This window comes from Nonomuraea gerenzanensis (assembly GCF_020215645.1).
In the GTDB taxonomy this organism is placed as follows: domain Bacteria; phylum Actinomycetota; class Actinomycetes; order Streptosporangiales; family Streptosporangiaceae; genus Nonomuraea; species Nonomuraea gerenzanensis.
Map to the genome: position 1 here is coordinate 612,291 of NZ_CP084058.1, position 24,282 is coordinate 636,572.

At 71.8% G+C, this 24,282-nt stretch carries 26 protein-coding genes; 14 read left to right on the forward strand and 12 right to left on the reverse strand.

The features are described from left to right. Nucleotides 1-86 precede the first annotated feature (86 nt). A complete protein-coding gene (locus LCN96_RS03125; RefSeq protein WP_225271075.1) occupies nucleotides 87-233 on the reverse strand; it encodes a hypothetical protein in 147 nt (48 codons plus the stop codon). 200 nt (nucleotides 234-433) lie between these two features. On the opposite strand from LCN96_RS03125, the gene deoC reads away from it, so the two are divergent. The 3 genes from deoC to LCN96_RS03140 all read left to right on the forward strand — a co-directional run bounded on the left by deoC (nucleotide 434) and on the right by LCN96_RS03140 (nucleotide 3,810). Further along, on the forward strand, nucleotides 434-1,363 hold the full coding sequence (deoC, locus tag LCN96_RS03130; protein WP_225275913.1) for a deoxyribose-phosphate aldolase: 930 nt from the start codon (nucleotides 434-436) through the stop codon (nucleotides 1,361-1,363). A gap of 3 nt (nucleotides 1,364-1,366) precedes the next feature. Continuing rightward, nucleotides 1,367-2,785, forward strand: a complete 1,419-nt coding sequence (locus LCN96_RS03135) for an aldehyde dehydrogenase family protein (protein ID WP_225271076.1) — start codon at nucleotides 1,367-1,369, stop codon at nucleotides 2,783-2,785. A 179-nt stretch (nucleotides 2,786-2,964) separates the two neighbouring features. Continuing rightward, nucleotides 2,965-3,810: an aldehyde dehydrogenase family protein gene (locus LCN96_RS03140; RefSeq protein ID WP_225271077.1), complete on the forward strand. Its 846-nt coding sequence runs from the start codon at nucleotides 2,965-2,967 to the stop codon at nucleotides 3,808-3,810. A 15-nt stretch (nucleotides 3,811-3,825) separates the two neighbouring features. On the opposite strand, the gene LCN96_RS03145 is transcribed toward LCN96_RS03140, so the two are convergent. Further along, complete coding sequence (locus LCN96_RS03145; protein ID WP_225271078.1) at nucleotides 3,826-5,175, reverse strand: leucine-rich repeat domain-containing protein; 1,350 nt, start codon at nucleotides 5,173-5,175, stop codon at nucleotides 3,826-3,828. 27 nt (nucleotides 5,176-5,202) lie between these two features. Next, nucleotides 5,203-6,666, reverse strand: a complete 1,464-nt coding sequence (locus LCN96_RS03150) for an amidase (RefSeq protein WP_225271079.1) — start codon at nucleotides 6,664-6,666, stop codon at nucleotides 5,203-5,205. Between the two features lie 29 nt (nucleotides 6,667-6,695). Between LCN96_RS03150 and LCN96_RS03155 the strand changes: the two genes are divergently transcribed. Beyond that, entirely contained in the window at nucleotides 6,696-7,874 is a 1,179-nt protein-coding gene (locus tag LCN96_RS03155) for a threonine synthase (RefSeq protein ID WP_225271080.1), read from the forward strand. Here LCN96_RS03155 and LCN96_RS03160 read toward each other — a convergent pair. From LCN96_RS03160 to LCN96_RS03170, 3 genes are read right to left on the reverse strand one after another with little or no spacing between them, the layout of a single operon-like run. Beyond that, a complete protein-coding gene (locus LCN96_RS03160; protein WP_225271081.1) occupies nucleotides 7,864-8,487 on the reverse strand; it encodes a hypothetical protein in 624 nt (207 codons plus the stop codon). The genes LCN96_RS03155 and LCN96_RS03160 overlap by 11 nt on opposite strands. Beyond that, entirely contained in the window at nucleotides 8,484-10,961 is a 2,478-nt protein-coding gene (gene hrpB, locus LCN96_RS03165) for an ATP-dependent helicase HrpB (protein WP_225271082.1), read from the reverse strand. The genes LCN96_RS03160 and hrpB overlap by 4 nt, the downstream gene beginning before the upstream one ends. A gap of 1 nt (nucleotide 10,962) precedes the next feature. Beyond that, nucleotides 10,963-11,295, reverse strand: a complete 333-nt coding sequence (locus LCN96_RS03170) for an ArsR/SmtB family transcription factor (RefSeq protein ID WP_225271083.1) — start codon at nucleotides 11,293-11,295, stop codon at nucleotides 10,963-10,965. An 88-nt stretch (nucleotides 11,296-11,383) separates the two neighbouring features. Here LCN96_RS03170 and LCN96_RS03175 point away from each other — a divergent pair, with 88 nt between their 5' ends. Continuing rightward, on the forward strand, nucleotides 11,384-12,523 hold the full coding sequence (locus LCN96_RS03175; protein ID WP_225271084.1) for an MFS transporter: 1,140 nt from the start codon (nucleotides 11,384-11,386) through the stop codon (nucleotides 12,521-12,523). Between the two features lie 42 nt (nucleotides 12,524-12,565). Then, the gene (locus tag LCN96_RS03180; RefSeq protein WP_225271085.1) at nucleotides 12,566-12,991 is read left to right on the forward strand and encodes a hypothetical protein; all 426 of its coding nucleotides are present in this window, start codon (nucleotides 12,566-12,568) and stop codon (nucleotides 12,989-12,991) included. On the opposite strand, the gene LCN96_RS03185 is transcribed toward LCN96_RS03180, so the two are convergent. Further along, nucleotides 12,988-13,179 carry a hypothetical protein gene (locus LCN96_RS03185; protein ID WP_225271086.1) on the reverse strand — a complete coding sequence of 64 codons (192 nt, stop codon included), beginning with the start codon at nucleotides 13,177-13,179 and terminating at the stop codon, nucleotides 12,988-12,990. The two genes, LCN96_RS03180 and LCN96_RS03185, sit on opposite strands and share 4 nt — an antisense overlap. A 243-nt stretch (nucleotides 13,180-13,422) precedes the next feature. Here LCN96_RS03185 and LCN96_RS03190 point away from each other — a divergent pair, with 243 nt between their 5' ends. Beyond that, nucleotides 13,423-14,106 carry a hypothetical protein gene (locus LCN96_RS03190; protein ID WP_225271087.1) on the forward strand — a complete coding sequence of 228 codons (684 nt, stop codon included), beginning with the start codon at nucleotides 13,423-13,425 and terminating at the stop codon, nucleotides 14,104-14,106. On the opposite strand, the gene LCN96_RS03195 is transcribed toward LCN96_RS03190, so the two are convergent. After that, on the reverse strand, nucleotides 14,075-14,905 hold the full coding sequence (locus LCN96_RS03195; protein WP_225271088.1) for an undecaprenyl-diphosphate phosphatase: 831 nt from the start codon (nucleotides 14,903-14,905) through the stop codon (nucleotides 14,075-14,077). The genes LCN96_RS03190 and LCN96_RS03195 overlap by 32 nt on opposite strands. Before the next feature lie 415 nt (nucleotides 14,906-15,320). Further along, nucleotides 15,321-16,130 carry an NmrA family NAD(P)-binding protein gene (locus LCN96_RS03200; RefSeq protein WP_225271089.1) on the reverse strand — a complete coding sequence of 270 codons (810 nt, stop codon included), beginning with the start codon at nucleotides 16,128-16,130 and terminating at the stop codon, nucleotides 15,321-15,323. Nucleotides 16,131-16,205: 75 nt separating this feature from the next. Here LCN96_RS03200 and LCN96_RS03205 point away from each other — a divergent pair, with 75 nt between their 5' ends. The 6 genes from LCN96_RS03205 to LCN96_RS03230 all read left to right on the forward strand — a co-directional run bounded on the left by LCN96_RS03205 (nucleotide 16,206) and on the right by LCN96_RS03230 (nucleotide 20,894). After that, nucleotides 16,206-17,123 carry an AraC family transcriptional regulator gene (locus LCN96_RS03205; protein WP_225271090.1) on the forward strand — a complete coding sequence of 306 codons (918 nt, stop codon included), beginning with the start codon at nucleotides 16,206-16,208 and terminating at the stop codon, nucleotides 17,121-17,123. After that, on the forward strand, nucleotides 17,120-17,635 hold the full coding sequence (locus tag LCN96_RS03210; RefSeq protein WP_225271091.1) for an HAD domain-containing protein: 516 nt from the start codon (nucleotides 17,120-17,122) through the stop codon (nucleotides 17,633-17,635). Before LCN96_RS03205 ends, LCN96_RS03210 begins: the two co-directional genes overlap by 4 nt. Before the next feature lie 65 nt (nucleotides 17,636-17,700). Next, nucleotides 17,701-17,895 carry a PspC domain-containing protein gene (locus LCN96_RS03215; RefSeq protein WP_185110550.1) on the forward strand — a complete coding sequence of 65 codons (195 nt, stop codon included), beginning with the start codon at nucleotides 17,701-17,703 and terminating at the stop codon, nucleotides 17,893-17,895. A 100-nt stretch (nucleotides 17,896-17,995) separates the two neighbouring features. Continuing rightward, on the forward strand, nucleotides 17,996-18,577 hold the full coding sequence (locus LCN96_RS03220) for a DinB family protein (RefSeq protein WP_225271092.1): 582 nt from the start codon (nucleotides 17,996-17,998) through the stop codon (nucleotides 18,575-18,577). Between the two features lie 44 nt (nucleotides 18,578-18,621). Next, nucleotides 18,622-19,257 (forward strand): lipoyl(octanoyl) transferase LipB, encoded by a 636-nt coding sequence (gene lipB / locus LCN96_RS03225; protein WP_225271093.1) that lies wholly within the window; start codon nucleotides 18,622-18,624, stop codon nucleotides 19,255-19,257. A 164-nt stretch (nucleotides 19,258-19,421) separates the two neighbouring features. Then, complete coding sequence (locus tag LCN96_RS03230) at nucleotides 19,422-20,894, forward strand: alpha/beta fold hydrolase (protein WP_225271094.1); 1,473 nt, start codon at nucleotides 19,422-19,424, stop codon at nucleotides 20,892-20,894. 40 nt (nucleotides 20,895-20,934) lie between these two features. On the opposite strand, the gene LCN96_RS03235 is transcribed toward LCN96_RS03230, so the two are convergent. Both LCN96_RS03235 and LCN96_RS03240 read right to left on the reverse strand, forming a co-directional pair. Beyond that, complete coding sequence (locus LCN96_RS03235) at nucleotides 20,935-22,464, reverse strand: amino acid permease (RefSeq protein ID WP_225271095.1); 1,530 nt, start codon at nucleotides 22,462-22,464, stop codon at nucleotides 20,935-20,937. A 150-nt stretch (nucleotides 22,465-22,614) separates the two neighbouring features. Beyond that, entirely contained in the window at nucleotides 22,615-23,151 is a 537-nt protein-coding gene (locus LCN96_RS03240; RefSeq protein ID WP_225271096.1) for a type 1 glutamine amidotransferase domain-containing protein, read from the reverse strand. A gap of 112 nt (nucleotides 23,152-23,263) precedes the next feature. Between LCN96_RS03240 and LCN96_RS03245 the strand changes: the two genes are divergently transcribed. Further along, the gene (locus LCN96_RS03245; protein ID WP_225271097.1) at nucleotides 23,264-23,527 is read left to right on the forward strand and encodes a heavy-metal-associated domain-containing protein; all 264 of its coding nucleotides are present in this window, start codon (nucleotides 23,264-23,266) and stop codon (nucleotides 23,525-23,527) included. Between the two features lie 273 nt (nucleotides 23,528-23,800). Here the strand turns inward: LCN96_RS03245 and LCN96_RS03250 are convergent, their stop codons facing one another. Then, the gene (locus LCN96_RS03250) at nucleotides 23,801-24,148 is read right to left on the reverse strand and encodes a ribosomal maturation YjgA family protein (RefSeq protein ID WP_225271098.1); all 348 of its coding nucleotides are present in this window, start codon (nucleotides 24,146-24,148) and stop codon (nucleotides 23,801-23,803) included. Between the last annotated feature and the right edge of the window lie 134 nt (nucleotides 24,149-24,282).

Here is a 24,282-nt window from a genome sequence, read left to right on the forward strand (position 1 = left end):
ATGCCACTTCCGGTGCTTTCGACGGTTTTATGGCGGTCTCGAGGCCCGGCCGCGAGCGAGGGTGCGGCCGGGCTCTCGTGGGGCGGTCATGGCGTACGGCGCTTGCCGAAGAACGAGCGGCGCTCGCTCTTGTTGCCCTGCTCGGCCTCCCGTACGCGGCGGTGGTGCGCGGCGGCCCTGCGCAGCTCGCTCGCCTGACTCTTCATGAGCTCGTATTCCATCTCGGGATTCATGGTGTGTCTCCTAGGTGGTTCGTGTCGTTTTCCGACACCTCTAAGCTTCGGGCTAAGGCCCCGCCCGCCACATCGGGTGGATGCCTTATCTCCGGCGTACGAAGGGGCCGGGCATACCTAGGACCCCGGCCCCCGGTGCCCTAAGGTGGTCCGGTTTGGAGGTAGTGGCCCTGGTCGGCGATGCTGTCTAGGTGTCAACTGTGACTACCTCGCTCGCGGACGTCGCCTCGTCCGACGCGGCGTTGCGAGCATTCCTGCAGGGCCTGCCCGGGGTCGACCGGGTCGGCGCGGACCAGCGGGCGGCGATGCTGGGCACCCGTTCGATCAAGACCACGGCCAAGGCGCAGGCCATTGACCTGGCCATCTCGATGGTCGACCTGACCACGCTGGAAGGAGCCGACACGGCCGGCAAGGTGCGCGCGATGTGCGCCAAGGCCGTGCGGCCCGGCGGCGACGCGCCCTCCGTCGCGGCCGTCTGCGTCTATCCCGACCTCGTCCCCGTCGCGGTCGAGGCACTCAAGGGCACGGGCATCAAGGTGGCCTCGGTGGCCACCGCGTTCCCCAGTGGCCGCACCTCGCTGGAGGTCAAGGTGAGCGACACCGCGCTGGCGGTGGCGGCCGGGGCCGACGAGATCGACATGGTGATCGACCGGGGCGCGTTCCTGTCCGGGCGGTACATGAAGGTCTACGAGGAGATCGTCGCGGTGAAGGCGGCCTGCGGGGCGGCCCACCTGAAGGTGATCCTGGAGACCGGCGAGCTGTCCACCTACGACAACGTGCGGCGCGCGTCCTGGCTGGCGATGCTGGCCGGCGCCGACTTCATCAAGACCTCCACCGGCAAGGTGGCACCGGCCGCGACGCCGCCGGTGACCATGATCATGCTGGCGGCCGTGCGCGACTTCCGCGACGCCACCGGCCGCCAGATCGGCGTGAAGCCGGCCGGCGGCATCCGCACCACCAAGGACGCCATCAAGAACCTCGTGCTGGTCAACGAGACGGCCGGCGACGACTGGCTGACCCCCGACTGGTTCAGGCTCGGCGCCTCCTCGCTGCTCAACGACCTGCTGATGCAGCGCCAGAAGCTGGCCACCGGCCGGTACGCGGGTCCCGACTACTTCACCCTGGACTAGACGATGTTCGAGTATGCACCGGCCCCCGAGTCGCGCGACGTCGTTGACCTGAAGTCCTCCTACGGGCTGTTCATCAACGGTGAGTTCGTCGACGGCTCCGGCCCTTCGTTCAAGACGGTCAACCCGGCCACCGAGGAGACGCTGGCGGAGGTCGCCACCGCCTCCTCCGACGACGTCGATCGTGCCGTGCAGGCGGCGCGCAAGGCGTTCGGGGTGTGGAGCGCCCTGCCCGGCGCCGAGCGCGCCAAGTACCTGTTCCGCATCGCGCGGCTGATCCAGGAGCGGGCCAGGGAGCTGGCCGTGCTGGAGTCGCTCGACAACGGCAAGCCCATCCGCGAGTCGCGCGACGTGGACGTGCCGCTGGTCGCGGCGCACTTCTTCTACTACGCCGGGTGGGCCGACAAGCTGCGGTATGCGGGGTTCGGCACCAAGCCGCTCGGCGTCGCCGGGCAGGTCATCCCGTGGAACTTCCCGCTGCTCATGCTGGCCTGGAAGATCGCACCCGCGCTGGCCTGCGGCAACACCGTGGTGCTCAAGCCGGCCGAGACGACGCCGCTGACCGCGCTGCTGTTCGCCGAGATCTGCCGGCAGGCCGACCTGCCGCCCGGCGTGGTGAACATCGTCACCGGCGCGGGCGAGACCGGCGCCGCCGTGGTGGCCCACCCCGACGTGAACAAGGTGGCCTTCACCGGCTCCACCGAGGTCGGCCGGGTCATCGCCAGGTCCGTGGCGGGCACCGGCAAGAAGCTCACCCTGGAGCTGGGCGGCAAGGCCGCCAACATCGTCTTCGACGACGCCGCCCTCGACCAGGCCGTGGAGGGGATCGTCAACGGGATCTTCTTCAACCAGGGCCACGTGTGCTGCGCCGGCTCCCGCCTGCTGGTCCAGGAGTCGATCCAGGAGGAGCTGCTGGCCGCGCTCAAGCGCCGGCTCGACACGCTGCGCCTGGGCGACCCGCTGGACAAGAACACCGACATCGGCGCGATCAACTCGGCCGAGCAGCTCGCGAAGATCCGGCGGCTGAGCGACCTCGGGGAGTCGGAGGGCGCCGAGCGCTGGTCGCCCGCGTGCGAGCTGCCCGGCAGGGGGTTCTGGTTCCCGCCGACGCTGTTCACCGGGGTGGCGCAGTCGCACAGCATCGCCAGGGAGGAGATCTTCGGGCCGGTGCTGTCGGTGCTGACCTTCCGCACGCCCGCCGAGGCCGTCGAGAAGGCCAACAACACGCCGTACGGGCTGTCGGCGGGGGTGTGGACCGAGAAGGGCTCGCGCATCCTGTGGATGGCCGACAAGCTCAGGGCCGGTGTGGTCTGGGCCAACACCTTCAACAAGTTCGACCCGACCTCGCCCTTCGGCGGCTACAAGGAGTCGGGGTACGGGCGCGAGGGCGGCCTGGCCGGGCTGGAGGCCTACCTTGATGTGTGAGCACCGCCGTGCCCGTCGCCGTCAGCGGCGCGCCGAGGCCACCCGGGGGCACGCCTTCGCCAGGGCCGGCCGGCCCGTACGCACCGGCTGGTACGCCCACCGCTGCGGCGTGAGCCGGTGCGGGCAGGTCTTCGTCCCGGTCCAGATGTCGCAGGAGTCCACGTGGAGGGGGCGGGGCGATGAGTAGGTTGTCCGTCAAGAAGACCTACAAGCTGTACATCGGCGGGGCGTTCCCGCGCTCGGAGAGTGGAAGGTCCTACCCCGTGACCTCGGCCAAGGGCGAGTTCCTCGCCAACGCCTCGCGGGCCTCGCGCAAGGACGCCCGCGACGCCGTGGTGGCCGCGCGCAAGGCGTTCCCCGGCTGGTCGGGCGCGACCCCGTACAACAGGGGGCAGATCCTCTACCGCGTCGCCGAGATGCTGGAGGGGCGGCGCGCGCAGCTCGCCGAGGAGGTCGGCGGCGGCAAGCGCGCCGCGCTGGAGCAGGTGGACGCGGCCGTCGACCGGCTCGTCTGGTACGCGGGCTGGTCCGACAAGATCGCCTCGGTGCACGGCGCGGCGAACCCGGTGGCCGGGCCCTACTTCAACCTGTCCACGCCGGAGCCGACCGGCGTGGTGGCCGTGGTGGCGCCCGCCGATCCGCTGCTCGGGCTGGTGTCCGTGGTCGCGCCGGTGATCGTGACCGGCAACACCTGCGTCGTGGTCGCCTCCGAGCCCGCGCCGCTGGCCGCGATCACCCTGGCCGAGGTGCTGGCCACCTCCGACCTGCCCGGCGGGGTGGTCAACGTCCTGACCGGGCGGCAGGCGGAGCTGGCCCCCTGGCTGGCGGCGCACATGGACGTCAACGCGATCGACCTGACCGGCGTCGCCGACGCCGACCTGGCGCTGAGCTGCGAGCAGGCGGCGGCGGAGAACCTCAAGCGGGTGCTGCGGCCCGTCCAGGAGGACTGGGCGGCCGATCCGGGGATCGGCCGCATGACGCGCTTCCTGGAGACCAAGACCGTCTGGCACCCCATCGGCATCTGACCCGCCCGGGGCCGCTCAGCCGGTGAGCAGGCCCCGGGCCCTCAGGTCCTCCACGAGGTCGTCGGGCAGCGCCCGGCAGCCGGACACGCGGACCTCCCTGAGCGACGGGAAGCCGGTGACCGAGCCGAGGTCGCTCAGCCTGCGGCACTTGAAGAGGTGGAGCGTGCGCAGGGCGGGCAGGCGTTCGAGCTCGCCGAGGGTTCGCAGGTCCTCGGTGCAGGCCACGTGCAGCTCCTCCAGGTGGAGCAGCCCCGAGAACGGGGTGAGGTCGGCGAGCTGCTCCAGCCCCTGGAGGGTCAGCACGCGCAGGGCGGGCATGCGGGCGAGCGCGGAGAAGTCGCTCAGGTCTTCCGCGTAGACCAGCTCGACCTCCTCCAGCGACGGGTGCCCTTCGAGGCCGTCGAGCGAGGTGAGCCGCTGGTCCCGGTCGATGCTGAGCCGTCGCAGCGCGGGCAGCCGCGACAGCGGGCGCAGGTCGGGCAGCGCGGCGGGCGGCAGGCCCAGAGTGGTGAGCCGGGGATGGTGGCCGAAGCCGTCGAGGCTCTTCAGCTTCGTGCTGCCGCCCAGGAAGAGCCTCTCCAGCTCCGTCATGACGCCGATGCCGTCGAGGCCGGTCAAGCGGGTGCTGTGCAGGTGCAGCTCGGTGACGGAGCCGAGGTCGCGTAGCCCTTCCAGGCTGGTGATCTTGGTGCGGCTCAGGTCCAGCTCCCTGAGGTCGCGCAACCCCGACAGGCCGCTCACGTCCTCGAGGTGCCGGCAGCCGCTCAGGTCGAGCGTTTCGAGGTAGGGGAACGCGTCACCGACCCCCGCGACGCTCGCCACCGAGGTGCCCCGCAGGTCGAGCCGGCGCAGGTCGCGCAGGCCGAACAGCGGGGTCAGGCTCGCCACCTGACGGCAGTTGCGGAGCAGGAGACCGCGCAGCCCGGTGAGCCCGGACAGCGGCCGCAGATCGCTGACGGCCGCGCAGCCGTCCAGCTCCAGCGTGCGCAGCTTGCTCAGCGCGGCCACCTCGGACAGGTCCGTCAGCGACTTGCAGTGGTCGAGGGTCAGGCTCTCCAGCATCGTCAGGTGACGCAGCCCCGTGAGCGAGCCGGCCCTGCTCAGCCGCAGCTCGGCACGCCCCTCGGCGTCGAAGGCCGGGGCCAGCACGTGCTGCGCGAAGCCGTCGGGGTCGAGCGCCTCGGGCCAGAGCTTGAGCAGCTTGTCCGTGGATGTCTTGGCCACCTCGGCGTAGTCGGCGGCCAGGATGAGCGCGCCGGGCTCCCGGCTGCCCAGCGCGAGCCGCCGGACGGCCTTCCAGGCGTTGGCCGGCGACGTGGTCGCCAGCTTGGCGCGCAGCGCGATCAGATCTGAGGGGTCGATCATGGCAGGAGACCCTACGGTGCGGCACCGTCAGAACGAGAATCCCGGCGGTCGCAGCGGCGGATGGGCCTCCTGGAGCTGGGCGGCCAGGCCCAGCAGGTGCGGCTCGCCGCCGGGCGGGGCGACGATCTGGACGCCGATGGGCAGCGCGCTGGAGTGCGTCGCCACGGGGACGCTGATGGCGGGCCAGCCGCACATGTTCCAGGGGCCGGCGGTGGGGGCGTAGGTGACGTTCTTCCACGCGTTGCGCACGAAGCCGCGCTCGCCCCAGCGCTCGGCCTTCGGCGGGACGGCGGCCAGGGCGGGCGTGATCAGCGCGTCCGCCTCGCCGAACCACTGGTCGGCGCCGTAACCGCTCCACCGCTCCCGGCCCCGCACCCCGTCCAGCCCGAGCGCGCGCAGCGTCCGCCCCGCGCGGGCCAGCGCCGTCGTGCGGCGCTCCAGCCGGTCCAGGCCCTCCGCGGCCTCGGCGGCCCTGACCAGCCAGGTCGCGATCGTGGCCGGGCCGAGCCACACGGGCAGCCTGCGCTCGTGCTCCACCACGGTGTGCCCGGCCACGCGCAGCGTCTCCGCCGCGCCGCGTACCGCCGCGGCGAACTCCTTGTCCATCCGCATGCCCGGGGGCAGCGGCTGCGGCGCGTACGCCACCCGCAGGTCGAACGGCTCAGGGCTGGCCGGGGGCGGCTGCGGCTCCCACACCTCGTCGTCGTCCGCCCAGACCGAGCGCAGCATGCGCGGCGGCGGCTCCACCCGCCGGCCGCCGCGCCACGCCTCGGCCAGCGCCGGGTCGGCGGCCAGCACGGACAGCGCCAGCGCCAGGTCGGCGGCGGTGGTGGCCAGCGGGCCGTTCTCGGTGAGCCGCTCCCAGTCGTCCGCCGGCGCGGGCACCAGGCCGGTGCCCGGCTTGATGGCCAGCACGCCGCAGCACGCGGCCGGGATGCGCAGCGAGCCCATGCCGTCGTTGCCGAGCGCGATCGGCACCATGCCCGCCGCCACCGCCGCCGCGCTGCCCGACGACGAGCCGCCCGCCGTGCGCCCGGTGTTCCACGGGTTGCGGACGATGCCGTACGCGCTGTCGCCGAGCGCCACCAGCCCCAGCTCCGGCAGGTTGGTCAGGCCCACGATCACCGCGCCGGCCGCCCTGAGCCGCGCCACCGTCGCATGGTCCTCGTGCGCGGGCCTGTCGGGGGTCGCGGCAGAACCGCCGCGCGTGGCCTCGCCCGCCACCTCCAGGTTGTCCTTCACCGCCACGGGCACGCCCGCCAGCGGCAGATCGGCCAGGTCGCGCCGCTTCTGCAGCAGCCGTGCCTCGTGCACGGCCTGCTCCCTGACCCGCCGGAACGCTCCTATCTTCGGGTCCCGCTCCGAGATGACGTGGAGGTGCTCCTCGACGACGGTGGTGGCCTTGACCTCGCCCTGCCGGACGGCCGTCGCGATCTCGATGGCGGACCTGCCTGCCCACAACATGACAAGAGTGTGCAGCTTTTCACTCATCGTTGCGAGGGTCGATAGGGTCGATTCACGTGAACGGACCTTCGCTTGCCCTCCGCCAGCGTTCCCTGGGTGACCCATCGGCCGAGTTCCCCCTGTTCCCCCCGCTGACGAGGGGCTGCCCCAAGACCAGCACCGACGAGCTCGCCTATCCGCTGGACGTCGTCTACGACTACGCGAAGGTGGACCGTGGCCTGTTCGAGCAGGAGCCGGGGCCCGACCTGGCGCGCTGGTCGCCGCTGCTGCCGCAGCTCGACGCCCCCACGCTGGGGGAGGGCGGCACGCCGCTGGTGCGGTTCGGCGACGTCTACGTCAAGGACGAGTCGCGCAACCCGACCTGGTCGCACAAGGACCGGCTCAACCGGGTCGCGGTGAGCGCGGCCGTGGCGTCCGGGGCGCCAGGCGTGGTCGTGGCCTCCTCCGGCAACCACGGGGCCTCCGCCGCCGCCTACGCCGCCCGCGCCGGGCTGCCCGCCATCGTGCTGGCCTCGGCCGACTCGCCGCCCGCCGTGCAGGCGTTCGTGCGGGCGTACGGGGCGAAGGTCGTGTCCGTGCCCGGCGAGAAGCGGTGGCCGCTGCTGCGGGAGATCGTGGACCGGCTGGGCTACCACCCGGTCAGCAACCAGACCGTGACGCACACCGGGCACCCCTTCGGCCCCGAGGGGTACAAGACGATCGCGTACGAGCTGTTCCTGCAGCTCGGTACGGTGCCCGCGGCGGTGTTCACGCCCACCGGCTACGCCGAGCTGCTCTACGGGGTGTGGAAGGGGTTCACCGAGCTGCTGCTGCTCGGGGTGACGGAGCGGACGCCGCGGATGTTCTCCTGCGAGACGGCCGCCGGCGGGCCGCACGCCAAGGCGCTGGCCACGGGTCAGCCCGCCGCCGTCGTCGAGCTGGGGCCCACCGACGCGTACGGCGTGGCAGGGTCGGTCGGCGGGCACCGAGGCGTCGTCGCCGTGCGCGACAGCGGCGGGGAGGCGGTGCTCGTGACCGACGAGGAGATGCGGCGGGCGCAGCGCGAGCTGGCGCGGGCCGGGTTGTGGCAGGAGCTGTCGGGCACCGCGGGCCTGGCCGGGCACCGGCGGCTGCGCAGGGACTTCGACGGGCCCGTGGTGTGCATCGCCACGTCCAGCGGGTTCAAGGACCTGGGCGTGGGCGGCGAGCGCTACCCCGTGCTGGAGGACCCGACGCTGGAGGACCTCAGGCCCTGAGCCAGACGCGCAGCGGGCCGACCGTGGTGAAGCCGTGCCGCAGCGCGGGCGCCGGGTCGCTCTCGTAGCCGACCAGGGGGCGGCCGGGGAACAGCTCGGCCGCCGTCGCCACGACACCGTCCCAGGCGCCGAAGACGTTCGACACGCCCACGGCCGGCCCGGACGCGGTCAGGACGGCGCCGGCGCTCAGGTCGGGGGCGTGCACGAGCCTCGCCTCGGCCAGGAGCGCCGGCCGGAACAGGCCCCGCGTGCCGCACGCCCGCTCCCACGCGGCCAGGCCGGCCTCGTCCTGGACCACCTGCCACGAGGTGGCGCTCCTGGCGGGGGCGTCGCGGTGGATCCACTGGGCCTCGAACAGCACCTCGAAGCCGGGCAGGTCGAGGGTGGCGAAGCTGTCCTTGACCGACGCGCCCGGTCCGGCGTCGATGTGCGGGAGCAGGTCGGCCGCCGTCGCCTCGGGGGAGAGGGTGACGGCGTCCGGGTAGTACATGGGGGTCCTGGACGGGTTCGTCCAGGCCAGGGCCGTGAACGTGCCGGGCAGGCCGTGGGCGCGGCACATCAGGTCGCACCAGCGCGCGTTGTCCAGCGCCGCCTCGGACTGCCAGTCGGTCATGGGGTGCTCCTGTTGGTGCGGCGGGTGGGCCGGGCGGTGAGGGGGTCCTCCGGCCAGGGGTGCTTGGGGTAGCGGCCGCGCATCTCCGCGCGTACGTGGCGGTAGCCCTCGCGCCAGAACGAGGCCAGGTCAGCGGTCACGGCCAGCGGGCGGCCCGCCGGGGAGAGCAGGTGCACCAGGACGGGGACGCCGGCGACGCGCGGGGTCTCCTGCCAGCCGAACAGCTCCTGGAGCTTGACCGCCAGCACGGGCTGGTCGCCCGAGTAGTCCAGGCGGACGTGGGAGCCGGTGGGCACCTCGATGCGCTCGGGGGCCACCGCGTCCAGGCGCTCGCTCCACGGGATCAGGCGTCTCAGCGCCGTGGCGACGTCGATGCGCTCCACGTCGGCGCGGCGGCGGGCCCTGCTCAGCTCGGGCTCCAGCCACTGGTCGGCGAGGGCGACGAGGTCGTCCATCGGGGGCCAGGGGGCGCCGATCGCGCGGTGGCAGAACGCCAGGCGGTCGCGCAGCTCCCTGGCATGCCTGGTCCAGGTGAGGAGGTCCTCGGTGCGCAGGCCGTGCAGGATGGCGGCGCGGACGTCTGCGTCCTTCAGCGGGGTGGCGGACAGCTCGATCGCGCCGAGGCGCTCGACGCGGCGGGCCGAGACGTCGCCGCGGCGTTCGCCCGGTGGGACGCGCCAGGTGATCTCGTCCTCCGTCGTGGTGCCTGTCGCCGCTCTGGCGGTGGCCTCGTCGATGACGACGGCCTGGCGGATGCGGGCCGAGGCGGAGCCGGTGGGGCGGTCGGCGGTCGCGATGGCCAGCCATGGCGCGGTCTGGAGTTTGGAGCCCTCCGGGAGCTGGGCCTGGGTGCCGGAGGCCATGAGGTAGCCGGCGCCGCGACGGCGCGCCACCCGTTCGGGGAACGCCAGCGCGACCGCCATCCCGGCCAGCGCGTCACCGCTCAGCGCCGTCATGGGGGAGGTGCGGGCCTTCGTGGTGGGGCCGGCCTCCGCGGTGGCGTGGGCCTCCGCGGTGGGGTGGGCCTCCGCCGCGGTGCGGGCTGTTGTGGCGGTGCGGCGCAGGCGGGCGGCCTCCTGGCGCCAGCGGGCCGCGAAGCCGGTGCCGCCGCGCCGGGCCGTGCGCCAGACCTCCGCCAGGTCGTCGGAGGCGTCGCGGGGCAGCTGCTCCGACAGCAGGGCCACCACCTCGGCGGCCTCGGGGCCGAGGTCGAGCAGGGCTCTGGCCAGGCGCGGATGCACGCCGGCGAGTGCCATCCGCCGCCCGCGCTCCGTCACCCGCGCGCGCTCCGCCTCCGCAGCCGTGGTGAGGGCGCCGAGCGCTTGCAGGGTGCGCAGGGCGGCGGACAGCGCGGCGGGCGGTGGCGGGTCGAGCAGGGCCAGGCCGGAGGCGTCCGGCGCCCCCCAGCAGGCCGTCTGGAGCGCGAAGCCCGTCAGGTCGGCGAGCGCGATCTCCGGCCGCGCGTGGTCGGCCAGCCGGTCGTGCTCGGCGGCCGGCCAGCAGCGGTAGACCGTGCCGGGAGCCTCCCGGCCCGCGCGGCCGGCGCGCTGGGTGGCCGACGCCTTGGAGACGCGGACCGTGGTGAGCGAGCCCAGGCCCCGGGCGTGGTCCGTACGGGGCTCGCGGGCCAGCCCCGAGTCCACCACCACGCGCACGCCCGGCACGGTCAGGCTCGACTCGGCGACGGACGTGGCCAGCACCACCCGGCGGCCCTGCCCCGGGCTCAGCACGGCGTCCTGGACGTGAGCCGGCGCCTGCCCGTGGACCTGGAGGAGCTGCTCCGCCTCGCCCGCCAGCATCCCCGCCACCTTGGCGATCTCGCCCACGCCCGGCAGGAAGCAGAGCACGTCGCCCGCCCGCTCCGCCAGCGCCCGGCGCACGACCGCGGCCACGTGGGACAGCAGCGCGGGATCGACGCGCAGCCCGTGGGGCGGGACGACCGGGCGCGGCGGCGGGGCCCACACGGTCTCCACGGGGTGGGCGGCGCCGGTGGCGGCGACGATCGGGCCGCCGATCAGGTCGGCCCACGGCTGGGCGTCGGCGGTGGCGGAGGTGGCGAGCAGCCGCAGGTCGGGGCGGAGCGTGTCGCGGACGTCGAGGAGGAAAGCCAGCGCCGTGTCGGCGTCGAGGTGCCGCTCGTGGCACTCGTCGAGGACGACCGCGTCGACCCCGGTCAGCTCCTGGTCGCGCTGGAGGCGCTGGAGCAGCACGCCGGTGGTGACGACCTCGACCATGGGGTTGGCGCCCACGTGGCGCTCGCCCCTGATCGTGTAGCTGACGCCCATGCGGCGGGCGGCGGCGCGTACGGCGAGCCTGCGCGGCTCGGCCACCACGACGCGCAGGCCCGCCTCGGCCAGGGCGAGGGGCACCACGGTGGTCTTGCCGGTGCCGGGCGGGGCGGTCAGGACCGCGCTGCCGTGCCGGTCGAGCACCGAGAGCAGCTCGGGCAGGACGTGCCGGATGGGCAGCACCATGTCAGGCACGGGCTCCGGCGGGCAGGGGCAGCGCGGCGGTCAGCACCGCGTCGAGCAGGCCGGGGAAGCGGCGCTCCAGGTCGTCGCGGCGCAGGCTCATGTACTTCAGCCGGCCCTCCTGCTTGGTCAGCACCACGCCGGCCTCGCGCAGCGTGCGGTAGTGGTGCGAGGCGGTCGACTTGTGCACGCCGAGGTCGTCGCCCGCGACCGTGCACGTCATCTGCCCGGCCGCCGCGAGCCGGATCACGATCTCAAGGCGTACGGGGTCGCTGAGGGCCCGCAGAACCTCCGTGAGCTGGATGTTCTCCGTGGACGGATGTGGCAGCAGGCGCATGCTGAAACCCTACCTCCGTTTCATTGTTTGACAACAATCCAACTATAGGTCAGTTTGATGGGCGTCCAACTAAGTTGCTGGAGGCTCCATGAGTTCGCGGCTCTACCCGATGGCCGCCGGGAATTTCGCGATCGGTACGGGCATGTTCGTGACCGCCGGGCTGCTGCCGCCCATCTCCGCGGACCTGGGGGTCTCCCGGTCCGCCGCGGGGCAGCTCATGACCGTGTTCGCGCTGGCCTACGCCGTCCTGTCGCCGCTGCTCGCCGCGCTGACGGCCCGGCTGTCGCGCAGGACGGTGCTGCTGGTGGCCATGGCGGTGTTCGTGGCGGGCAACACCTTGACCGCGCTGGCGCCCACGTACGCGCTGGTCATGCTGACCCGGGTGATCGCGGCGGCCGGAGCGGCCATGTTCACCCCCACCTCCTCGGCCGTGGCGAACGCGCTGACGGAGCCCGAGCGGCGCGGGCGCGCGCTGGCGCTGGTGATGGGCGGGCTGAGCGTGTCGTCGGCCATCGGGGTGCCGCTCGGCACCTGGCTGGGCGAGGCGGCCGGCTGGCGGGCCACGCTGTGGATGGTCGCCGGGCTCGGGCTGGTCGGGCTGGTGGGGGTCGCGGTGCTGGTGCCCGAGGTGCGGATCCCGGTGTCGGGGCGGTTGCGGGAGCGGTTCGAGCCGCTGGGGGACCGGAGGGTGCTGGCCGTGATGGTGACGCAGCTGCTGATGTTCGCGGCGGGCTTCACCGCCTACACCTACATCGGGTCGCTGTTCGACCTGCCGCTGCCCGCGTTGTTGTGGGCGTGGGGGCTGGGCGGCATCGTGGGCAACACGCTCGGCGGGCGGCTCACCGACGCCTACGGGCCGCGCCGGATGATCATCGGTGGGCTGGCCGCGTCCGTGGTGTTCCTGGCGCTGGCCCCCGTCGCGAATCTGGCCCTGCCCGTCGCGCTGGCCTGGGGCTTCCTGTGGGGCGCGACCGGGTGGCTGGTGGCGCCCGCCCAGCAGTTCAGGACCGTCACGGCGGTGCCGGGCAACGTGCCGATCGGGCTGGGGCTGCTGTCGTCCGCGCAGTACGTCGGGCTGTTCGTGGCGGGGGTGGCCGGTGGCGCGGCGCTCGACGCGTACGGGCGGACGGGGGTGGTCGTGGTGGCCACCGGGTTCGGGCTGGTGGCGCTGCTGTTCACGCTGGTGACGTACCGGGCGCGGCCCAAGGTGAGCGTGCCCGCTACCTAAGTAGGGGCTCGGAACGCCCGGTTGTTCGCAAGAATGTGGGATGTGTCTGACGAGCCCCGTGACGAGTCCCTGTCCGATGACGCGGAGCAGGCGCCCGTGCCGCCGGAGGGCGATCCGCGTGACGAGCCCGCGCCCTTCGAGGCCGTCGTCCTGCTGACGGTCGCCGCGGCGGTGGGCGTCATGGTGCTCGGCGCGCTGGCGCCCTCGGCGCTGAACCTGAAGTTCCTGCTGTTCGGGCCGATCGCGCTGGTGGTGTTCGAGATCGCCGTGCACGAGGTGTGGTGGAAGCGGTGGTGGGGGGCGATCCCCGGCGCGGTGCTGGGGCTCGCGGTGTACTTCGAGGGGCGGGCGGCGCTGGCCGATCTCATGGGGGATGGCTGGGCGCATCCGGTCGCGTACGTCGCCGCCTGGGCGATCTTCGCGGTCGTCTTCGCGGTCGCCAGCCGCTACCCCCGCACTTTCGCTTAGGGGGTCAGCAGGCGGGCTAGGTCGTCCAGGAGCTTGGCGTCGGCGGCGAGGTGGGCCTGGGCGTTGGTGAAGAGCGCGTCGGCCAGCGGTGACAGGCCCGCCTTGGCCGTGCGGCCGGCGGCCAGGGCCACGCGCTGGGCCGCCACCTCGCGTAAGGCCACCGCGACCAGGGCGCCCGCCTCGCCCATGTCCAGCAGGACGTGCCGGCGCAGGGCCGGCGCGAAGTCGGAGCGGGTGGAGTGCGGCGGCGCGGCGAGTGCCTTGCGCAGCAGGTCACGCAGGGTGCGGCGGCCATCGGGGTGATGGCGTAGACCCCGGCGCAGGTCGCCGCCTCCTTGGGCACGACGTGCCGGGTCTCCGCCTCATAGGGGACGGCCGGTCGGCCCGCAGGGGGACGACCCGCGGTGCACCGCCCGCCTACGGTCGGCCGCATGTTCAACGACCAGGTGAAGTTCCGCCGCGTCACGGCGGGCACGCTGCTCGTCGTGGCCCCCCTCCTCCAGGCCGTGGCCGTCGTCGTCGATCCCGGCACGTGGGGCGACGACCGGGAGGCCGTCAGCTTCGGCGACAACCCCGCGCTGGCGCAGACGCAGTCCGTGCTCTACCACTGGAGCTGGATGCTGATGGCCGTGGCCGTCATCGGCCTGATGCATCTGACCAGGCACCGGGCCACGCGGCTCGGCCACGTGTCGGGCGTGCTGGCGGTGCTCGGCTACCTCCAGCTGTCCGGGCTGCTGCTGATCGACCCCGTCGAGTGGTATCTCGGGCAGCACAACACGCCTGAGGAGGCCCAGCGCATCCTCGACGAGATGATGAACCTGCCCGGCGTGACCTTCGGGTTCCAGCTGCCGTGGATGTTCTTCGGCTTCATCGGGCTGCCGCTGCTGACCGTGGCGGTGTGGCGGGCCGGGTTCGTGGGGTGGTGGGTGCCGCTGCTGGTGGCCGCCGGGTATCTGGGCGGGTTCCTGGTGCCGTACGGGCCGCTGACCGTGCCGTTCTGGACGGCGCCCGTCGTCGCCCTGGGCTGGACCGGGGTCCGGATCCTGCGCATGGGCGACGCGGCGTGGGCGGGCTACTACCAGGTCAGCCGATCGCCGGAATCCAGCCTACGGTGACCGCCAGGATGATGAAGAAGCCCAGGATGATCCGGTAGATCACGAAGGGCGTGAAGCGGTGGGTGCTGATGTAGCGCAGGAACCACGCCACCGCCGCGTACCCCACGACGAACGACACGATCGTGGCCACGATCGTGGGCCCCCAGTCGGGCGTGTTCGCGCCGCCGATCTCGAACAGCTCCAGCAGGCCCGAGGCGAAGACGGCGGGCATGGCCAGCAGGAACGAGTACTTCGCCGCGTCCTCGCGCCGGTAGTCGAGCAGCAGGCCGGCCGTCGTCGTGCCGCCCGAGCGCGACACGCCCGGGATGAGGGCGAGGGCCTGGGCGAAGCCGTAGATGAGGGCGTGCGTGATGCTGAGGTGCTTCTCCAGCGTGAGCTTGTTGCGGGCGGTGCGGTCGGCGAACCACAGGATGAGCGCGAAGACGATCAGCGTGGTGCCCACCAGGCGCAGGTCGCGGAAGACGGTCTCGATCTGGTCCTTCAGCACCAGCCCGAGCACGCCGATGGGCAGGGTGCCGATGATGATGTACCAGCCCATGCGGGCCGCCCAGTGGCTGCGCAGCTCCCTGACGAACAGCGAACGCGTCCACGTCGAGATGATCTCCCACAGCTCCTTGCGGAAGTAGATCACCACGGCCAGCTCCGTGCCGATCTGGATGACCGCCGTGAACGCGGCCCCCGGGTCGCGCCAGCCGGCGAAGGCGGAGACCACCCGGATGTGGGCGCTGGAGGAGATCGGCAGGAACTCCGTGAGCCCTTGGACCAACCCCAAGATCACCGCTTCTAGCCAGCCGATCACGACTACACCTCTCGTGCACGCGGGAGTGACGAGGGTGAGGTTAGCGGAATCGAGGGCCGGGCAATCGCTCTGGTAAGGCGTTGACCTGATCGGCCGGCGGACGATTCTCGCAGTTCACCGGAAATTCGCGCGTTGTTCGCCCCGAGCTGCTCGGTGGGGCTGTGTGTAGTTTGCTGGGGAGCGCTGCCGGCCGGTCCAAGGAGCACCATTGAGCCGCATGTCCCTGCCCCTCGTCGAGATCTCCGGCGCGCCGCGCGAGCGCGGGCGCCAGTACGGCGAGCAGGCGAGCGAGCGAGTCCGGCGCGCTCACCTACTACGCCGAAGCGTTCGGGCACTCCACCGGCCTGACGTGGAGCCAGGTCGTGCGGCGCGCGGCCCGCTGGGCCGGGCCGAGCAGGGCGTTCGCGCCCGGCGGTTAGCGCTTCCAGACGTGCGCGCTGGACCGGGCGAAGTCCGTGAAGTCGCGGGCCGGGCGGCCGAGCGCCGCGCGCACGCCGTCCGTCACGCTCGCGTTGCGGCCGTCCAGGATGTCGGTGAACAGGTGCCCGAGGCCCTCGGCCGTCTCGCGGGGCACCCCGTGCGCCACGGCCGCGCCGACGTACTCCTCCGGCGTCACCCGGACGAACGTGATCGGCCTGCCGACGATCTCCGACAGCTCCTCCGCCACGTCCGCGAAGGTCAGCAGCCTCGGCCCCGTCAGCTCGTACAGCCTGTTCGCGTGTCCCTCCTCGGTGAGCGCGGCCACGGCCACGTCCGCGATGTCCTCCACGTCCAGGAACGGCTCGGGCACGTCGGCGGCGGGCAGCGCGATCACGCCGTCGAGCACCGCGCCCTGAAGGAAGTCCTCGCTAAAGTTCTGCATGAACCAGCTGCAGCGCAGCACCGTCCACTGCGCGCCCGACTCCCGCACGACGCGCTCACTGGCCGCGGCCGCCGGCTCGCCCCTGCCGGACAGCAGGACCAGCTTGCGCACGCCGCTGCGCACGGCCAGCTCGGTGAACGCCTCGATGTCGTCGTGCGCGCCGGGGAAGGCCAGGTCGGGATAGTAGGACAGGTAGACGGCGGTGACGCCGTCGAGCGCGGCCTGCCAGGTGCCGCGGTCCTGCCAGTCGAAGGCCGGGCCGGCCGAGCGGGAGCCGATCCGTACAGGCAGGCCGAGCGAGGTGAGCCGGTCAGCGATGCGGCGGCCGGTCTTGCCGGTGCCGCCGAGTACCAAAATCATCATGTATCCAGTAAGCCGCCATATCGATAAGACTCTCCATGGTTGAGAAGCGCGATCCCATATGCGATCGTCTAACCCATGGACCAGCTCGCGGCGCTACTCGACGGCCCGAGAGCCCGCGGCGCCTTCCTGCTCCGCTCGATCCTCGACCCGCCCTGGTCGCTGCGCATCCAGGACGAGGCGCCGCTGTCGGTGATCGCGCAGGTGCGGGGTGAGTCGTGGATCGTCTTCGACGGGGGTGAGCCCGTCCGCCTGGAGCCCGGGCAGGTGGCGATCGCGCGCGGGCCCGAGCCGTACGTCGTGGCCGACGACCCCGCCACCAGGCCGCAGGTCGTCATCCACCCGGGCCAGCACTGCACGACCCTCGACGGCGAGGTGCTCTACGCCTCCCTCGACCTGGGCATCCGTACGTGGGGCAACAGCGCCGACGGCGACACCGTGCTGCTCACCGGCACCTACAACCTGGAGGGCGCGGTCAGCAGGCGGCTGCTCGAAGCGCTGCCCCAGCTCATCGTGGAGCCGGGCGGCCCGATCATCGGGCTGCTCGGCGCCGAGATCGTCAAGGACGAGCCGGGCCAGGAGGCGGTCCTCGACCGGCTGCTGGACCTGCTGCTCATCGCCGTCCTGCGGGCGCACTTCGCCGCGCACGACGCGCCCGGCTGGTACCGCGCGATGAGCGACCCCGTGGTGGGCAAGGCCATGCGCATGCTGCACAACAACCCGGCCCACCCCTGGACGGTCGCCACCCTGGCCGCCGAGGTGGGCGTCTCCCGGGCCGCGCTGGCCAGGCGCTTCACCGAGCTGGTCGGCGAGCCGCCGATGTCCTTCCTCACCGACTGGCGGCTGGCGCTGGCCGCCGACCTGCTGCGCGAGCCCGACGCCACGATCGGCTCGGTGGCCAGGAAGGTCGGCTACGGCAGCCCGTTCGCACTCAGCGCGGCCTTCAAGCGGGTGCGCGGCATCAGCCCGCAGGAACACCGGGCGGCGGCTAAGTGAAACCCCTGCTCCTGATCGACGTGGACGGCGTGCTCAACCCGATGGGCCGGCCCGCGCCGGACTTCCGCCGCTACCGCTGCACCATCGGCACCGACGTCTACACCGTGCACCTCAACCCCCGCCACGGCCGCCGCCTGCTCGAACTGGCCCTGGCCACCGGCTCCGAGCTGGTCTGGGCCACCACCTGGGAGCACCACGCCAACGACTGGATCGCCCCCCGGATCGGCCTGCCGTCCCTGCCCGTCATCACCATGGGCGCCGCCTCGGCCGCGCCCGCGAGCGAGCACGGGGAGATGTTCAAGACCCCGCACGTGGCGGCGTACGCGGGGCAGCGGCCGTTCGTCTGGTTCGACGACCAGGTGTGGGCGGAGGACGAGGAGTATCTCAGGGTGCATCAGGGTCTGGCCGATTTCCTGCTCATCCACGTGGACCCGCGACAGGGACTGACCAGCCGACATCTGGGCATGGCACATGAATGGCTGACCCTTACAGGGTTTTCTCAGGGTTCCTGACGGGAGTCTTGCGGCCACGCTGTCCGTTTTCCAGATAGGTCGCGAAAACCACACGGAGGAACAGCATGTACCGCTCTCGTGAGCACCGGATCATCGCAGGCGTCTGCGGCGGGCTCGCCGACAAGATGGGCCTGCCGCCCACCCTCGTACGGATCCTCTGGCTGCTGCTGTCGCTCATCCCCGGACCGCTCTGGGTCGTCTACGTCGTGATGTGGATCCTCGTCCCGGAAGCGCCGAAGGGTTACCGTACGGCCGCCTGACCTGAGGAGCTCGCCAAGGGGGCGCTGCCGCCTGGCAGCCCCCTCGGGCCGGCGCATATTCGGTTGTGAGCCGTGAGCCGCCTCCCTGATGATGGCCGCCATGACGACGACTCGACGTGCGGACATGTTCACCGAGGACGGCCGGCCCTCCGACGACGACCCCCGCGAGCACGGCCCCCGGCTCGGCGACGAGCGCGGCACGCTGGCCGAATCCCTGCGCTGCCTGCGGCTCACGCTGGAGCTGAAGTGCGCGGGCCTGGACGCGGAGGCCATGGCCCGCCGGGCGGTGGAGCCGTCCACGATGTCGCTGCTGGGCCTGGTGCGGCACCTGGCCGAGGTGGAGCGGGCGACGTTCCGCAGGCTGATGGCGGGGCAGGACGTGCCCAAGCTGTACACCTCCGACACCGACCGTGACGGTGACTTCGACGGTGCCGTCGCCGATCCCGAGGTGGTGGCGCAGGCGTGGCGGGCGTGGCGCGAGGAGGTGGAGTTCTCCACGCGATTCCTGGCCGAGGCGCCGAGCCTGGACATCACCGCCGACGACCCGCAGAACCTGCACGGCAGCGGCGGCGGCGCGATGTCGCTGCGCGAGGTGGTGATCGGCATGATCGAGGAGTACGCCCGCCACATGGGGCACGTGGACCTGCTGCGCGAGCGCATCGACGGGCGGATCGGCCAGTAGGAGGCGGGTGCCGGGGAGGGCGGGCAGCGGCATATCCTCGAAGCATGAGGGCAAGGCCGCTGACGCTCATCCAGGATGAGCTCGTCGAGTACGACCAGGCGATGGAGCGCATGACCGACCTCGTCGGGCAGCGCCAACGGGACGAGCGGCCGGACACGCTCTGGCTGCTGAGCCACCCGTCCGTCTACACCGTCGGGCGCCGCACCCCGCTCGACCACCTGCCCGACCCCACGCGCGGCATCCCGGTCGTCGAGACCGGCCGCGGCGGCCAGCTCACCTACCACGGTCCCGGGCAGCTCGTCGGTTACCTCGTCGTCAAGCTCGACGAGGGCGAGGGCATCGTCGACTACGTGCGCGAGGTCGAGCTGAGGCTGGTCGAGGCGCTGGGCAAGCTGGGGCTGGCGGCCGAGCGGCGGGACACGCCGCCGGGCTCGGAGCTGCTGACCGGGGTCTGGACGGTGGAGACCGGCCGCAAGATCATCTCCATCGGGATGCGGCAGAGCCGGGGCGTCACCAGTCACGGGTTCGCGCTCAACGTCGACGGTGACCTGACGCCGTGGAGCTGGGCCGTGGCCTGCGGGATGCCCGATGTGGACATGACCTCGGTCAAGCGTGAGCTGGGTGACACCGCGATGGCCGACGTGCGCGCGGTCGTGGCGGAGGCGTTCGAAGCGTCCTGACCGGCGGAGGTCATCCTCGGGAGGAAATATTGTCATTCCTCCCCGTTCGTGTCTCTTGATAGGCGATGATCCAGTCTTGGTCGCACGCCCCGACGGGGGGATCGACTGAAGATTGGAGCACAGTGCGAAAGAGGTTCACCCTGCTCGCCGCCGCCTTAATGGCGATGGCGACACTGTCGTCCGTCGCGCCCGCGAACGCGGAGACGACCGAGGCCACGCGGACGATCACCTGGGCACCCTGCGAGGAGGAGCCGACCGCCGAGTGCGGCAAGCTGACCGTCCCGATCGACTGGTCCAAGCCTGACGGGCCGACCGTCGACATCGCCGTGGCCCGGCGCAAGGCCACCGACCCGGCCGCCCGCATCGGCTCGCTCGTGATCAACCCGGGCGGTCCCGGCGGCTCCGGCGTGGAGGCCGCGTACGGCGCCACCTGGTTCACCGACGAGCTGCAGAAGCGGTTCGACATCGTCGGCTTCGACCCCCGGGGCGTGGGGCGCAGCAACCCGGTGATCTGCTCGGCGTCGGTCTACAACCAGATGCCGCACACCGTCATGAAGAGCCAGGCCGACTTCGACGCCTGGAACGCCTTCACCAAGAAGCTGCACGCCGACTGCCGCCAGCGCACCGGCCCGCTGTACGACCACGTCGACTCCAAGGACGTGGCCCGCGACCTGGACGCCCTGCGCGCCGCCCTGGGTGAGGAGAAGCTGACCTACTACGGCATCTCCTACGGCACGCTGATCGGCCAGATGTACGCCGAGCTGTTCCCGGACCGCGTCCGGGCGCTCGGCCTCGACAGCAACATGGACCACAGCCTGGGCGTGGCGGGCTTCCTGTCCACCGAGGCGATCGCGGTCGAGGACGCCTTCGACCAGTTCGTCGGCTGGTGCGAGCAGGAGCCGAGCTGCGTGCTGCACGGCCAGGACGTCCGGGCGATCTGGAAGAGCCTGCTGGACAAGGCGCGCCGGGGCGAGCTCGTCTATCCGAGCACCGGCACCAAGATGACCGAGCTGCAGGTCATCTACAACGCCGCGCTGGGCAACGAGGGCCCCGACTGGGTGACGCTGAGCCAGACGATCAACTGGCTGAACGGCGGCGCCGAGCCGGACTGGGTGCCTCCGCTGCCGGGGCGCGGGCCGGTCGAGGGTGACGTGGCGTACCTGCCGACCGCGATCCTCTGCCAGGACTACAACCTCAAGCTGCGCAACTACACCGAGTACGCCGCGCTGATGAAGGTGTCCGGCAAGCTGGCGCCGGACACGCGGTACCACCCGTACCCGACCGACGACCTGCCGATCTGCATGAACTACCCGACCACCAACCCGCCGCACGAGCTGAACTACACGGGCGACGCCCCGATCCTGCTCGGCAACTCGCTGCACGACCCGGCGACGCCGTGGATCTGGTCGGCCAACGCCGCCCGCCAGCTCGGCTCCAAGGCGGTGCTGCTCACGTACGAGGGCTGGGGTCACCGCATCTACGGCAAGGACAAGTGCCAGACCGACATCTTCGACGAGTACCTGATCTCGCTGAAGGTGCCCGCGAACGGCACGCGCTGCGCCGTGGGCACGCCTGAGGAGACGTTCAAGCTCAGGAGCGCGAAGCCGGCCTGGCCGACGGACAAGCTCTCCTGGTAGGGCCGATGGGTACGGCGTGAGGCCGTACCCATCGTGACGTTCACGCGGCAGGGACCTCGTCGATCGTGCGGCGGGGTCCCGTGAACCAGTGGCGGGCCGACAGGGCCCACCACAGCGCGATCCCGATCAGCACCACGCCGACGGCGATCGGCGCGTAGTTGACCGAGGTCCAGGTGAAGTCGGGGGTGCCCGGCACGCCGGCCGGCGAGAACGGCATGATGAAGTAGATCGAGACGATCACGATCTCGACGCAGGCGATCCAGCACAGCGCCTTGTACTTCTTGCCCAGCGTCCACGGGCCGGTCTGGAAGGCGTCGCCCATCCGCAGCCGGAGCCAGATCGGGATGAGGAAGGCCAGGTAGAGCCCGATGACGGCGATGGAGACGACGGCGTAGAAGGCGACCGGCGTGGTCAGGCCGGGAGGGGCGTAGAGGGCGGGCAACGTGATCAGGGCGGCGGCGACGCAGCCCGCGATGATCGCGTTGACGGGGGTGCGGTTGCGGTCCACCTTCGACCACAGGCGCCAGCCGGGCACGGCGCCGTCGCGCGAGAACGCGTACGTCATCCGGGACATCGAGGTCACGCAGCTCATCCCGCAGAAGAACTGGCCGATCGTGGAGATCGCGAAGATGGCCGTGGCGAGCGGGGACGACAGCGCGGTGTCGAAGATGGTGCCGACGAATCCGGCGTTCTTATTGATCTCGTCCACGTGGGTGGCGGCGAACAGGAACGACAGCAGCAGGATCCAGCCGCCGATGGCCGAGTAGAAGATCGACTGCCACAGGCCGCGGGCCGCGCTCCTGGCCGCGCCCTGGGTCTCCTCCGACACGTGCGCGCAGGCGTCGAAGCCGGTGATCGTGTACTGGGTGAGCAGGAAGCCGAGCGGCAGCACGTACAGCCAGAAGGGCAGTCCCTCCGAGCCGTCGCCGAAGCCCGAGTTGTTGTTGGTGCCGAAGAAGACGAACGAGGCCGACTGGTGGTTCTCCGGGGCGAAGATCAGGATGGCCACGATGATCGCGGCGCCGGCCACGTGCCACCAGACGCTCACGTTCTGCAGGAGCGAGATCAGCTTGTGGCTGTAGATGTTGATCAGCGCGTGCAGCGCGAGGATGATCACGAAGAGGAGGAACGCCTGGGGCAGAGTGCCCTCCCAGGCGCCGCCGGTCAGGCGGTTCAGGGTGATGTTGAGGAAGGTCGCGCAGCCGTAGTCGACCGACGCGGTGACGGCGACGAGGCCGATGAGGTTGAGCCAGCCGGTGAACCAGCCGTGGATCGGCTTGCCCAGCTTGGCGGCCCACCAGTAGATGCCGCCGGCCGTCGGGTACGCCGACACCAGCTCCGACATGCAGAAACCGATGATCAGGATGAACAGGGAGATCAGCGGCCAGCCCCAGGAGATGGCGATGGGGCCGCCGTTGTTCCATGCTTGTCCGAAAGTCGTGAAGCAGCCGGCGAGGATGGAGATGATCGAGAAGGAGATGGCGAAGTTCGAGAAGCCGCTCCAGGTGCGTGCCAGCTCCTGCTTGTAGCCGAGCTCGGCCAGTCGCCTGGAATCCTCTTCAGTGGTCATTGAGGTCTCCCTGGGGGGCGCGGAGGACGCTCCTTTTGGTCTACGTCTAGACCATTTCTTTCCAGGGGACAAGGCGTTACAGCGGGGTTTCGGTCTCGTCAGGTGAGGCGGTGGTCTCCTCGCCGGGCCGGGAGAAGACCACCGCGGGGCTCAGGCGAACGCCTCCGTGGCCGCCTGGCAGAACGCCTTGAGGTCGTCCGGCTTGCGGCTGGTGACCAGGGTGTTGGGTCCGCCGGTGCAGATCATGACCTCCTTGTCGACCCACGTGGCCCCGGCGTTGCGCAGGTCGGTCTGCAGGCTGGGCCAGGACGTCAGGGTCCGGCCGCGCACGACGTCCGCCTCGATCAGGGTCCACGGCGCGTGGCAGATCGCGGCGACCGGTTTGCCCGCGTCGAAGAACGATCGCACGAACCGTACGGCCTCCGGCACCGTGCGCAGGAAGTCCGGGTTCGCGACGCCGCCCGGCAGCACGAGACCGTCGTAGGACGAGGCCTCTTCCACCGTTTCGTCCACGGCGAAGGTGTCCGCCTTGTCCAGGTGGTTGAACCCCTGGATCTGGCCGGGAGAGGTCGAGACGAGCCGGGGCGTGCCGCCCGCCTGCTTGACCGCCTTCCACGGCTCCGTGAGCTCCACCTGCTCGACTCCCTCGGGGGCGACCAGGAAAGCGATGGTCTTGCCGTCCAGCATGTGACTGCCCTCCCTTGTTTCCACCCCTCTTTCCGTGACCGGCGGATGTATGCGTCTTTACCTCTAGGGGGTATATTGGGTGACACGAGAGCCGAGAGTGAGGAGTGTGACCATGACTGTCGCGACGTACCAGGTGGACGGCATGACCTGCGGCCACTGCGTGAGCGCCGTGACCGAGGAGGTCGGCAAGGTGACCGGCGTGAGCGGGGTCGAGGTCGATCTGGCCAGCGGGGCGGTGACCGTGACCAGCGCGGCGCCGATCGATGCCGCGCTGATCGGCGCCGCGGTGTCGGAGGCCGGTTACGAGCTGGGCGGCAAGGTCGACCTGCTGCCCCAGGCGGGCGGGTCGTGCTGCGGCTCCGGCGGCTGCCACTAGTTCACCAGCGCGGCGGCGGCCCGGCTGCGCTCGGCGGCCCGCTTGCGCTCGGCGTCGCGGCTGCGCTCGGCGTCGCGGCTGCCGAGGTGGACGGTGTGGCCGGCCTCGGCGGGCCGGCGGGCGGTCTCGAAGCCGAGGCCCTTGATCGCTCCGGTGGTCAGCGCCGTCGTCGTGCTCCCCGGCGTGCGGCGCGGCTCCCCGAGCAGCCATCCGTCCGGTTTTCCTGGGACTGGCAGTGCCGGGAACGCGGCTGGGCACGCAGCCGATGATGGGCTAGCGCTGCCGGGTGCGCAGTCGATGGTGGACCAGCCAGCAGGCGGCGGCGCCCACGGCGTACCAGAGCAGGTCGGGCGGGTTGAACGTGCTGCCCAGCACCGGTCGCAGCAGCTCGGGGATCTCCCAGAGCTGGGCGAGCTCGATCGCCCAGCTCAGCCCGGCCGACACCGCCGCGGCCACCCAGGGCCGCACCCTGGGCAGGGCGAGCACGACGAGCGCGTAGATCAGTGCGGTGTAGAGGGCGTCACCGGCATACTTCGGCACAGGCCCGTCCCAGAGCGCGCGGACGCCGAGCCCGCACGCGACGATCACCACGCAGGTTAGGGCGGTCAGCAGACGGGGCACCAGCTCAACGTAGTGCCACGTGCGCTGAAAATTTACACCGCCAAAGGAAACGAAGGTGAAACAATTTTCCGCACCTCGTTGACATGCGGACTCCGTATGGTGTGCCTTTCTCTACACAGGAACCCCCCTGCCTG